We start from the raw sequence: 12,475 nt of genomic DNA on the forward strand, positions 1-12,475 counted from the left end.
CCAATGTCCCGGTGGCGGCGTTGCGCCATGTCATAAATCCGCCACCGCAGTAGTCCCCCGGCGCAGCGGGATGGGGTTGTCGTCGGGAACCACTTGCCAGGCGCCTTCGGCCAGGGGCGCGCGCAGCTCGGCGCAGCGCTCGGTCCGGCCCGCGCCCAACTGTCGCCACGGCGTGGCCGCCAGCTGATCGGTGAGCTGCTCGACCCGGGCGTGGGCGTCACGCCCGGCCGCCGTGGCGACACCACCGGCGTCGAGCCAGCCCCGCTCCCGCAGCCGACCGGCGGCGGCCTGCCACTCGTCATCCGTCCAGCCGCGGGCCGGCTGGGTGACCTCGCGCAGGTGACCACCGTCCCGCCCGACCCGCCACACCAGCGACTCGCAGCCGTCCACCCCGGCGGTGAGCAGCGCGGCGACGTGCCCGTCGCGGCGGTGCTCGCGCAGGATGGTGGCCGCCTGCCACGGCCGGGCCACCGGCTCCTCCGGCCACGGCAGGTCCGCGTGGGCCGCCGCCAACACCCGCCCACCCAGGTCGGCGTTCCGGGCCGCCTCCTCGAGCAGATCGGCCGCCTCGCCCACCGGCAAGTCACCGAACAGCTCCCGCAGCGTCGCCTCGGCTCCCTCGGCCCGAGCCGCCAGCGCGGCGGCCGGGCTGATCCGCACGCGCCTGCCCGAACTAGGCGAACTGGGCGACGACGTGGTCCTGTTCAGCCTGCAAACGATGGTCATCGCCGGTGCGCTGCCCGCCTACAGCACACCCCCACCCAGCCTGCAGGCCGCCTACGAGGCTGAACCCGACCTGGCCCGTTTCCACCTGGGCCTGCAAGACACCCTCGAACTGGGCCTGACCGCCACCCTGCTGGGCGTGCTGCCCCGCGGTGACTAACCCTGTCGTTGGAATTGATGGTACGCAAAAGGGGAGCATGATCCCTCAGTCGGACAGATCGCCCCTGGGTCATGTGTTACGTTCCGACCTGAAGCCAGCCCCATCGGGGTTGGAAGTCGGGCCGTGAATCCCCGCTGGCCGGGAGCCCGGCCCGGCGCCTCACCCAGATCGGCCCGGCTCCCAGGGCACGGGAAGCAGTTCTGTGTGGCGCCGGTAGTGATCCGCGACTCCGGGTTCCCCCTCGGCGAGGTCGCGGCGGAACGCCGCGGCGGCAAAGTCCGCGAGCCACAAGCACGGCTCATCGGAAGCCCTCGCTTGGCCGAACGCGAAATCGCGAAGCACCGGTTCGCGATTCCGCAGACGTCCCGCCACCCGGGCGTCCGCGCTGCGTAGGCGCTCGCCCTCGCGCTGTTCGATCAGGCGTGCTGCGCCAGGGCCGCGCCGATGTCGGCGGTGCGAGCCAGGTCCGGTGAGGGTCCGGGTTCCACCCTGCCGATGACCCGCCCGGACTTCGCGGTCACGGTTTCCCCGCCTCGATTGCTCGAGTTGACCGGTCGGAGTTCCCCGTACGGCCGGAGGCATCGCCGTTGAAACGACGACGGCGAATGTCTACGATCCGGCTGATCACTTCGGGCCGTCGTCCTGCTGCCGCGGCACCACGATGGACTCCCCGCATGGCGCCGGGACGGCACGTTCAGCGATCGGCCACTCATCGGCGGCTACGAGTAGCACGCCGGTCTCTACTGATCACGGGGAAAAGTCATGCGAAGAACTCTCGCGGCTACCGTCGGCGGCCTGGTCGCCGCCGTCGCACTGGTCGCACCCGGCATCGCCCAGGCGGCCGAGCCGCCGTCCGAGGTGAGGGTGATCCCGGCTCCGTCCTATCCGGTCTATCCGACCGACCAGATCGCCTTCGCCGGTGAGACCGGCTTCCTGCACCAGCGCGCCGCGAACCGGCCGTGAGTGTGGACCACCTACGCCGATCGGCAGACCACACCGATCACCAGCCTCCCGAACACGTTCTCGGCCACGCCGGCCGGCGGCGACACCATGGTGTTTCTCGGCGGAGTGCCCAGCCACCCGGCCACCTCGACGACTCAGCCGGCGCTGAACCTGGCCACCAAAACCTGGCGGGACGTGCCGGTGAGCAGCAACGTGCAGCTCACCCGGCTGCTGGGCAACTCGGCGGCGGTGGCGATCACCTCCGGCACTCCGCCCACGGCCGAGCTGCGCCGGATCGCCGCGGACGGGTCGTGGACGTCCGCACCGATCACCGGCGTCCCGGCTGGCACGACCGGACTCACCATCGTGGCCGGTGACGACACCGGCGCCGTGCTGCGGGTCGTCCATCCCGACGGTCCCCGGTACGGCCTGGTGGACGCGGCCGCCGGCCGGATGGCCCTGCTGCCCGCCGGTGTGCTGCTGGCCAACGTGACAACGCTGACCAAGGACCGGATCGGCCTGTTCACCAGCACCTCGGCGCAGAGCCTGTCGCGCGCCGCGGTGCTGGACGGCACCGCGACCGTTCCGGGGACCATCGAGTTCCTGACCACGGTTCCGCTGGGTCTGGCCCGGCTGGCCGGTGACGACGTCATCGTGACGCCGAGCACCGGAGCCACGAACAAGACCGTGCTGCGCTACTCGGTCGGCAGCAGCACCCCGGTGCAGGTCGTGCCCCGGGGCGAGCCGGCCAGCGCGCAGGCGCCGGACGGCGTGCTGTTCGTGGGTGGCACCAATATCGGCGACTACGCGGTCCGCAAGGCCACCGCGTCCGACCAGTCGGTGGTTCTGCCGCTGGTCGCCCCGCTGGTCAACGCTGGCGTGACGCTCGCCTCGGGCGTCGTGCGGCACACGGTGGCGATGCCCCTGCCGGGCGAGAAGCCCGAGTACCGGCACTTCGCCGAGCAGATCGGGCCCGGTGAGCCGACGACCGGTTCTGCGGTGGCAGACGGCGCGCTCGTCAACCCGACGCCCTGCCAGACCGACGCGGTCTGCGTCCGGATGATTGACGGTGCGGACACCGGTTCGGCCTACCTGGACGGCATCACCACGGGCGACTTCGTCACGACGGCGTACCTGCGGTCGTCGCCGAGTGGTGGCGCCACGATCAACACCCGGAGCGACGCCAAGCTCGTCGACGCCTCGCCGACCCACCGGCTGCTCAGCTTCGGCAACTTCCAGTTGGCGTACCGCACCGACGGAAGCAGCATCCAGCTCACCGGCGCCCCGGCCTCCGCCCTGTGGTTCGACACGCTGTGGCGGGCCAACGCGACCGGTCAGATCGAGAACTGGAACCTGCGCGCCGGCACCCCGAGCGCCGGTCCGCAGCCGATCACCACCGGTTCGAGCTGCACCAAGACTGAGGTGCAGGCGACCGGCAAGCACCTGTACTGGACCTGCGGGGCGAACGGGCCGGCCGGTGTCGTGGAGATCGACGGCGGCAAGCGCATCGACGTGCCCGCCGGGCAGTACCTGCTGGGCGACAACTTCCTGGTGCGGCACGACGCCAACGGTGCCCTGGTGCGCCTCGACCTCACCGGCGGCACGCTCGGCGAGCCGGCCACACTGGCCACGTTCGCCCGGGGTGAGCTGACCGACGACCGCAACATCGCCTGGACCGTCGACAAGTTCGGCGGCAACGTCGCGTGGGTCGACGCCGACAACGCCGTGCACATCGTCGACCCCGGTGTCACCACCTCGGCGCCGGCGGCCGGCTCCGTATCGGCCAGCAACGAGACCGACCTGCCGGGCAACTTCCTGGTGGTCGCGAAGCTGACCCGCCCGGTCACCGCCACGCGGCTCACCATCACCCAGGTGCGTTCCGATTCCGTCGTCGCGCGCCTCAGCGGCGGTGGGGCCCGGGTGACCACGACCTACCATTGGAACGGCCAGGTGAACGGCAGGCCGGCCGTCCAGGGCACCTACCGGTGGTCGTTGGCGGCCACGGCCGACGGTCGCGAGGTCACGGTGGCCAACGGGACCACCTCCATCGACTGCGGCGGAACGCCCACCCTGCACAGCTATGACTGCACAGGTCAGCCCACCATCCTCGGACTGACCAGCGCGAGCACCGGCCAGGGCCGCTGGCTGCTCACCCGGGTCGGCGGCACGGTCGTGGCCAACGGCCCGGCCGAGGCGCTGTCCGGGCTGTCCGGGCTCGTGCCGTTCGGCGACATCAACGGCGACAACCGCAACGACCTGCTGATCCGTCGGTCCGACGGCTCGATGCGGGCCTACTTCGGCCAGGACGCGCTGCCGTTCAGCGGCGCCCAGTCGATCGCCATCTCGGGCAACTGGAACCCGTACGACGCTCTGATCCACACCGGTGACCTCAACGGCGACGGCTTCGCCGACCTCATCGCCCGCGACCGGGCGAGCGGCGCGCTGTTCGTCTTCGGGGGCACCGCGGAGGGCGCCCTGTCCGGCTCCGTCAAGATCGAGGGTGGCTACAAGGGCTACAGCCGCTTCGTCGGCAACGGCGACATCAACGGCGACGGCAAGGCCGACCTGATGATGCAGCTCGACTCCAACAGCACCATGTACGCCCTGTACGGCAACGGCGACGGCACCTTCCAGTCCGGTCTCAAGATCGTCGGCACCGGCTGGCTCGGCTACAACACCGTCATCGGCGCCGGTGACCTCAACGAGGACGGGAAGAACGACCTGGTCCTCCGCGACACCGCCGGCAACCTGTTCCGGCGCCTGGGCACCGGTCAGGGCACGTTCGGCGACCGGGCCCAGTACGGCTCCGGTTACCAGCAGTACTCGGGTCTCTACTGACCTATCGGCGGCGCAGGGCGACGACGGCGATGTCGTCGGCCTGTTGCCCTGCGCCGCCGAGCTGCACCCTCAGGCGCCGGCAGAACCCCTATGCGACTTCGGCCGGCGTCCACTGCAGACGCTCGATCCTTGCTCATGATCGAGCGCACTCTTTTCGACATGAGAGCGCGCTGCCGGCTTGACGTACGTAGGCGTTATCGACCCGCCGGTACGGCTCAAGCGGTGTGGACCCCTGGCTCCTGGCGACCGGGTCTGCTGGGTCGCACGGTCGTTCGACGCTCGCTTTCGCAGCTGCGGCGTCGGCATTTGATCTTCTTTCAGGCCTCCCTAGCGCACCCGGCCATCGTGTGCGCCTCCCCCGCGCCCGGCCGCTGAGGCAGGGCCCGATCAGCCGTCGATGAAGCACGCCAGTTCGCTCATGCCGTCGGCGAGCGCGTCGAGGTAGAACTGGATGCGCCAGACGGTCGCCACGACCAGGCCGAGTCGGGCCGTAACCGGTAGCCGGTGGAGGCCTTCGGCTGATCCAGCCGTCCAGATGACCGTCTGGGCGAACAGGTCGGCGATGATGCCACGGACGATGTCGCGGGTCAGCAGGATCAGGTCACCGCCGGACCGGGTGATGATCGACAATGCTCGCGCGAGTCGGGCTTCTCCGGCCAGCGCGTCAACGTTGTTGGTCATCATGGCCAGATAGGAGCGCACGTCCTGCCGGTCGTACCGGGGGATGTCCTGGTCGAGGCACTCAGGGCGAGCCCGCTACCGATGCCGGCATGGAGCGACCAGCAGCCGCGACGCCATCAACCGGATCCCCACCCTGTATGTCCGCGAGGATCAGCTCCTCAACCAGGCCGCTGCGCAACTGCCCGACGTCCGCCCGGACGATGTCCCCGCCCAGATGAAAGCCCGACGGATAACCATCGTCTGCACCCCAGTGAGCGCTGTCATCGAGACCGCCACCATGACGAAAGCGAAGCAAGGCCCGACCGGGCCGACTCAACCGACGATTCCCGGACTGGAAGCGCCGATCAAACGGCGCACACGAGGAAACCCCCACCAAAGTCATCCACAAACATGAAGAACCTTGGTGGGGGTTAACGTGTCCGGAGCCCAACACGAAGGATATTCACACGCTGATCGCAACTAGGGAGCTGGCATGCAGGCCGTGACTTCCCTCACTGAGGCCAGCGGCTTCCGTGGGAGTTAACGCCCGGCAATCGACACAGACCGATACTTTGCCGATTCTGGCTACCATCCCTTTTACTTCACTGCGACAGTGGAATACCGTCCCCGAGGCTTTCTCCGGACGGCATTCCACTGCTCTTCGAGCTTTTCATCCTCGTCGTACGTTAGCTCGGAGACGACGACTAGCGATGGTCTCCGCGTACGGCCTTGTCTTGTGCTTCTGCTCCACAGCCCAGAACGCGCAACATGTGGGCACGCGCTACCCGGTCGAGGATCTGGACGACATCGAAGAGGTCTTCGTCTTCGTAGCCCTTGGTTCCATGGGACAGGTCGTTGCGGACGGTCCTGAGGGCCACAGGCAGCGCCACGACTCGCTCCCCTTTGTCCTTCACCCGTTGGACCAGCGCGGTCGCGGCCAACTCATCGCTCACGTTGTAGGGCAGCGACCTAAACATCTCCAGGAAGCATTCGTCGAGGCCACCGGGTGGCCTTCGCATTAAATACTTCCTCAGGAACTTGAGAGTCGAGGTGGGCAGGTTCGCGACTTCGGCAAGAACCGCAAGAGCTTCATCGCGCTTGACGGTGTGGTCGGCCACGCGCTTCTCCTGCTCCATCTTGTGCTCGTACCCGTATAGGCCTTCCAGCGCCTGCACGAGCAGCAGATATGTTGATCGGGGATGCTGGCGAGGTAGGACGATCGACGCGCCATAGGTCTCCAGCAGAGGATGATGCTCAGCGCGCAGCCGCTGCCAGGCTCGCAGTAGGTGCAGCGGTGACGCGTCCTCCGTATTCGCGCGGAAAGCCGTCTTGATCTTGCGGACGATGTTGTCTCGGGTGGCGAACGGAACCTGATCGAGCTTGTGACCGAAGACTTGGAACTCGTCATGGCGTCCATCACGTCCAGGCCTGGTCAGGCTCAGGTAGGTGATGTCTTCCGCTCGTCCGGTGGCCAGGGAGATGATTCGCCTCAGTGGCTCGATCCACATGTCCAGGGCGCCGTCGAGCGAGAGTGGCTCGACGAGTTCGATCGTGACGACTGGGCTGAACGCCATCCGGAAGAACGCGAACTCTTGGGCGATGGCACTGAACCAGGTGATCGCGATGGTGGCGTGAGGGTCCGACCAGGTCTGCTTGCTATCACTGTTCGGCTGCACCTGCCACGGGTGGTCGTAGAAGCTCTGCGCCTCGGTGGGGAAGCTGAATGCTTTGATGGGGCCGATGCCGGCGTACGCGTCGAGCCCCGAGATCTGAATCGTGATCTTGTTGAAGGTCGGCGGTCCGTCCAGCGGCGCGCGAGGTGGACCCACCAGCGCCGCGCGGGCGCTGACGAATGCCTGATCGTGATGCCACGTCTCAACGTCAGCATCTATCAGCACGACCGTCGGCCCGTTCCTCAACGCGCCGGTCATCACCGGGTGGCTGAAACGTTGAGGGAAAGCAGCCATCGTCGATCCATTGCGATGCTCTCTCACCAGCGGAACCTTGCCCGACAGCGAAGCGGTCGGAGGCCGGCCCGCCGTCAGATCGAGGTCACCGTCCAACTCATGAACCGTCCCGCTCTCATCGGGAACAGACCAACGCCCGCGGTACTGTCCGGGCTCCAGCCGGGGCTTCAGTGCAACTCCGTCGGCCATGCCAAAGTCCTCATCTACGTTGCGGCGCTACGCCCGCACTAGTTGTACAACATCGCCGAAACGCAGCGTTCCGCATCTGGGCGGGCCGGCGGCTAGGAGTCGGGCAGCTCTCGCGTGCTTCGGTGGAGCCGGCCTCGGTTTAGCAGTAGGCACCGGTCTCCGGGTGCTCTGTTCGCTGCCTCTGTGGTCCAAATACCGGTGGCGCGCAGGGCGGCCGATCGGGAAGTCTGGGCGCCGTGGAAGCCAACGCCGAGGTGCCGCAGCTCCAGGCGCGACACAACCTCGCGATCAACAGCGCGTGGACTTGGGGTCGCAGCTCGAGGTTGCAGGCCGAGAGGCTGCTCGACGGGAGCAGCATCTGGGACGCCTACCTACTGATGGTCGCCTTGCGGCAGATGATCCGTGCAGCCGAGATGGCACAGAAGTCATTGCAGAAGCGGCAGGCACAGCAGATCCTCAACTCAGCGCTTAAGCGATTCCGGACCGACCTGCCGGAGCTAGTGGACGCCCGCGACATCATCGAGCACTTCGACGAGTACGCAGTCGGCAAGGGCGCCCTTCAAGAAGCCGACCGGGCGGCTGACCCGACCCTTACGGACTTCGAACTCGCTCAGCAGTACACAACCCGGCTCGAAGGCACCTTAAACGAACCGACCGTTTGGGTAGGGCACCGCGCAATCGAGGTTGCGAAGGTGCAGCCTGCGGTACAGCGGCTGTTCAACAAGATGTGGGCGGCGGCGAAGGCCGAGGACGGGGACTGACTCCGACCGGCGGTTGGCGAGGGCACCTATCCCGGAGTGAATTCCCCGATTGGAGTCGATCTATCGGCACAATCAGCAATGACACCCACCCGGCCGCGACAAAAGTTGCCCGCTACGGAACCATCTCCCTTCGAGCATCTTCTCGGTGCCATGCAACGAACTCTTTCTCACGCATTCGCGAGGCGAGGTTCAATCATCAGCGATTAGGCTTCAGTTTCGTATTCGGCCGTCTGTAACCGAAACTCAGCCAGACGGGCAAACTGCCAAAGGGCTGACCATGCCCGAGATTCATCTTCCGTTTCTCCACCAAGCGCGGCTGGCCTAACCTTATCAAGAAGGTCAGCCCCCGATGCTGCGCGCCCCAAGCTAAGTTCTCTCACCGCAAGGAAGAGATCGATCCGAGCGACGAGCTCTTCAGGTATGGCATCGGCCTCGCGAATAATCGAGAACCACTCGACCAAGTCCGCGAGGCACGGCGACGCGTCCGACGTGGCGTCGGCGAAAACGGCCCAAGCGCAAAGCTTCCCGAAATTGTTAGCGAATTGACCAACTACGTCAATATAGAAGCTTGACCTCCCAAACAGATGCCGGAAGTCGGCGCATGCCCTACGGGCGTCAACCCAGCGCCCCTGTCGCGCCAACGATTCGATCAGAACCCGGTGAGCGAAGAGCTCCAGAGATCCCGTCAATAGTTCGGATTTTAGAACGTCGCGGCAAAGCTTTTCAGCAAGTAACGGCCGATTCTCGCCGATGAGGTCGTTGGCTCGCCTCACCTTATCGACAGACAGCGAATAATCTGTAGGTCCTAGCCTTTCCCGCAAGGCTGCGAAACCATTCAAAATGTCGTGAAAGTGCGTCTCGCGAGCTTGCTCTGCGCTCGGCCTCTCTAGGATGATCTCCACATCTAGGCAGAATTTTACTGCGGCTTTCGGATAAGTGTCCTCAATGCGCTGAGCATATGCAAGCACCTCTGCGAGGTACTCTGCAACCTCTTGCATTTCAAGACTCGAATGGCCGGGCATATCGAAGCGAAGATCTAGGAGTGCAAGCTTGGCTTGCACCTGGACCAACTCTTCAGACTCGGAAAGGCCATCATCCGAGCGCTGCGATAGATGGTGAAGCGTCTCCAATTCTAGCCTCAGGAGGCTATCCGCCATCCGGGGCTCCGAATAGGCGCGGTATGCACCGGCCAGATTTCCGTATAGGAGCGCTACCCGAGGGCCAACTATTCCTAAACGGTGCAGGTGCTGAGCCAGAACTCGCGCATGACCAAACATGATAGAGGCTCGATCGAGCAGATTGAGTTCTAGTGATGATTGCATCCAACGCTCGACGTGGTTCGCCAAACGATTGAGCGTCTCCGCTAGAACTTCGTTCCTAGCATGAGTCGCCCGAACAACGTCTTGCACAATCGTGTTCACGCTCAACGTCGAGTTTGAGTTTCCTAACTTTTCATATCCAGTCGCGGGAATTTCCTCGTCAAGCGCCACCAGCGAGAAGCGGCGAAGTTCTCGGATGACCTCGCCCAGATGGACGATACTCGGATCTACATAAAACGGCCCCATTCCGCTTTCTGGATCAGGATCACTCATGACACTCGCGGCTAGTAGGTGCAGTGGCATCTGCCTGGAGGACAGATAGGAGCTGAATGTTAGAATTCCGAACGCCATGAACGGCCGAATGTCTTGGGTGTCCTCTTCGATTCTTTGTTTTAGGCGATCCATAGACATTAGCAGCGCAGCCGTCAGGGTTCGAGGGTAGCCGGGAGGAAGCGATTGCTCGTCCCTTAATGCCCGCAGCTTGAGCTGTTCCAAGTACAAATCAACGTCGTTCACAGGAATGCCGCAGGAATTCATATATCCGGCGGCCAATTCGAGGGCCAGCGGCCAATAAGACATAGTCTGAGCCAATAACTGGAAACCAGTTTGCGGTGCGGCGGTCGACTCCTCCGAGCCTAGGCGCCTAGATAGCAGTTCAACTGCCTCCTTTGGTTCCATAGTCCCCACGTTGATGACTGTGGCACTGCCGTACTGGGCGGCCGCGTCCAGAGTAGTAAAGATGATGTTGCCTGTCCCTGCGCGCGGAACCCAATAGTTAACCTCGCGCTGATTGACCACGCCATCGAAAATCAATGCCCATCGCCCAGGTAACCGACTTAGCTCGCTATGAAATAGGTCTCTTACCTGCTCTGATGGAAGTTGGTAGATTGTCTCGCCTTGGCGCGGGGTGAGGTAGTGCAGAGCCCTCCTGAATGAGCTGGCCAGTGAATCGGCGGTGCTGCTATCTATCCAAAATATGATTTCGTATAAGTCGGCCTGATCAGCGACGTAGGCGGCTGCAAGGCTTGACTTTCCGGTGCCGGAGAGACCTGTAAGGGCTACGGACCTCACGCGCTCATCGCCGGTGGAAAGAGCTACAGAAATCCTACTCATGTAATAGTGCCTATGCACGTCCGGGATAAAGCACATGGGGCCGACTATCACACCCCAGTCCCTGGTCCCAAATACACGCGCAAGTGTCTCTGAGTTAACTAGTAGATGCCTTCGAAGCTGCTCAATTGTGAAGACAGCCTCACTCTCGTCGACAGCCCTTCGGAGAACTTCGGAAACCAGGTAGCCGGTAAGCATGCCGGCCGACTGGTCACCTAACCCCTTACTGGCTCGATTGCGGAATACGCGAAGGCGTTCACGCAAGGACTGCCTGATCTCAATATCGGTCCGCAGATCGAAGATTAGACGACAGCGAGCCAAGCGCGCAACTTTGTCGACGCTTAGATTATCGAGCAATGCGCTTTTCGATGGCGCATTGGACAACAAATCGCTTAGCCGGGAACTTATGTCTGAATGTTGTGCACCTGAGCTTAGAATGTCATGCAAATTTTGGGCTGAATCTGCGGGTGCTCCACCGATCAGTAAAAGGTACTGGTCTGCTTCTGCACTATCGATTAGCTGGAGCAGTACACCGAACGCTTGGGCTGCTGTGACGGAACTCCCCAGAGTGCGGGTCTTGACCTGAGCAGCTGTCAGGCGGCGCCCTTCATGATTCGTGATATCGAAGTCGATGGCTTCTTCTCTTCCATCTTGATCTGGCCGTCCTTCTATCCGTACGGATGCGACGTTGGTGTCTTCGACGGCATCGAGCATGTATTCCAGCGTGCGCAGGTACTGATATTGGAAACCTCGGGCCGCTAGCCGCCCGCCATCAGGCTTCATGCCAATTCCCCTCCTCAGCAGCTAAAGGTTACTCTCACCCTTCACGAGTGCATCTAGACGGGGATATATCTGGCTAATATCGCTTATGTCTCGGCAGGTTTGTACCGCCCGAAGGAGGTCAATAACGAGTTTGGCAAATTTTCGTGAACCCGATTCTATTGCTCTTGAGTGATATTCGTACAGCGGGAGCAGGTATCCGTCTTGCAAAGGAAGAAGTGTCCAGGATATTCCGTACGGTGGCCAAAAGGTCATTGGAGTACTCGATAGCAACCTGGCCTTCCCGCCTTCTACAGGAAGAACGGCTGGGTGCCGGTATTGTTGGTCACCGTCTGATCGGATGAAAATCTCGCGATGCTGCCCGAGCGTAGGATCGATAAGACGGTTCAATTCGTCAACCCAGACCACGAAGTGCCCATCTGTGGATCCGTCCGAGCCGATCGTCGGGGGGTGATCCCATACGCCGATGTCTTTGTGAGGCGCCGTGTTGCCTTTTACCTGGAAGACGGAGGCGCATGCGGCGAAGACCTCGGATGAGTATCCGAGAAGGCAGAAAGCACGGCTCGCCTGAGCGGCAATGATAAAGTCGCTGTAACGTTTCCGGGCGTAGATAGCTTGATGTATAGCTACAGTCATTGCGTGGGCCGGCAGAGCTCCAAGTTCGGTAGAGCCCAATATATTGGCGAGAACGAAGCTCTCGGTTCCTGGCACAATCAAGGACTCCAACTCTTCGGTGCGTGGAAGAGTTGACCTGACGTCGTCCTCTCGCGCCTTGGGCGGGATGTGCTTGCGTATCGGCTGTCGGCTACTTCGCTTGGCGTTGCGGCGACGGGCGCCCATGCTTCCCCAATGATCGACTACGGTGGGCCACTTTATCGTCGCACTGAGATGGTGGTGGGTGCTACCTCCTAATGATGTGCATGAGGTGCGGCGCATCGCCGCTGCATCAAACGGCCCAAGATCTGACAAAACGCCGTTGCTGGGCGGCGAAGCGCGTGGGGGCCTCTCGGGACGCCTTGATGTGAC

General features: G+C 63.5%; 8 protein-coding genes. 4 read left to right on the forward strand and 4 right to left on the reverse strand.

All coding sequences use genetic code 11. The features are described 5' to 3' along the window. Positions 1–30 precede the first annotated feature (30 nt). Positions 31–660 carry an SCO6745 family protein gene (locus C8E87_RS03960; protein ID WP_166660990.1) on the reverse strand — a complete coding sequence of 210 codons (630 nt, stop codon included), beginning with the start codon at positions 658–660 and terminating at the stop codon, positions 31–33. A 34-nt stretch (positions 661–694) separates the two neighbouring features. On the opposite strand from C8E87_RS03960, the gene C8E87_RS45255 reads away from it, so the two are divergent. The 3 genes from C8E87_RS45255 to C8E87_RS03980 all read left to right on the forward strand — a co-directional run bounded on the left by C8E87_RS45255 (position 695) and on the right by C8E87_RS03980 (position 4,663). Next, positions 695–883, forward strand: coding sequence for a hypothetical protein (locus C8E87_RS45255; protein ID WP_239080675.1), 189 nt, complete (start codon positions 695–697; stop codon positions 881–883). A gap of 762 nt (positions 884–1,645) precedes the next feature. After that, positions 1,646–1,846: a hypothetical protein gene (locus C8E87_RS43485; RefSeq protein WP_166661072.1), complete on the forward strand. Its 201-nt coding sequence runs from the start codon at positions 1,646–1,648 to the stop codon at positions 1,844–1,846. Then, complete coding sequence (locus tag C8E87_RS03980) at positions 1,847–4,663, forward strand: FG-GAP repeat domain-containing protein (RefSeq protein ID WP_133871828.1); 2,817 nt, start codon at positions 1,847–1,849, stop codon at positions 4,661–4,663. 387 nt (positions 4,664–5,050) lie between these two features. Here C8E87_RS03980 and C8E87_RS03985 read toward each other — a convergent pair whose 3' ends face one another. Both C8E87_RS03985 and C8E87_RS03990 read right to left on the reverse strand, forming a co-directional pair. Beyond that, entirely contained in the window at positions 5,051–5,347 is a 297-nt protein-coding gene (locus tag C8E87_RS03985) for a hypothetical protein (RefSeq protein ID WP_166661073.1), read from the reverse strand. Positions 5,348–6,027: 680 nt separating this feature from the next. Beyond that, entirely contained in the window at positions 6,028–7,479 is a 1,452-nt protein-coding gene (locus C8E87_RS03990) for an ApeA N-terminal domain 1-containing protein (protein ID WP_133871830.1), read from the reverse strand. A 236-nt stretch (positions 7,480–7,715) separates the two neighbouring features. Here C8E87_RS03990 and C8E87_RS03995 point away from each other — a divergent pair, with 236 nt between their 5' ends. After that, positions 7,716–8,240, forward strand: a complete 525-nt coding sequence (locus C8E87_RS03995) for a hypothetical protein (protein WP_133871831.1) — start codon at positions 7,716–7,718, stop codon at positions 8,238–8,240. 203 nt (positions 8,241–8,443) lie between these two features. Here the strand turns inward: C8E87_RS03995 and C8E87_RS04000 are convergent, their stop codons facing one another. Next, the gene (locus C8E87_RS04000) at positions 8,444–11,383 is read right to left on the reverse strand and encodes an NB-ARC domain-containing protein (protein ID WP_166661074.1); all 2,940 of its coding nucleotides are present in this window, start codon (positions 11,381–11,383) and stop codon (positions 8,444–8,446) included. Positions 11,384–12,475: the final 1,092 nt, after the last annotated feature.

Source organism: Paractinoplanes brasiliensis, assembly GCF_004362215.1.
GTDB classification, from domain to species: Bacteria; Actinomycetota; Actinomycetes; order Mycobacteriales; family Micromonosporaceae; genus Actinoplanes; species Actinoplanes brasiliensis.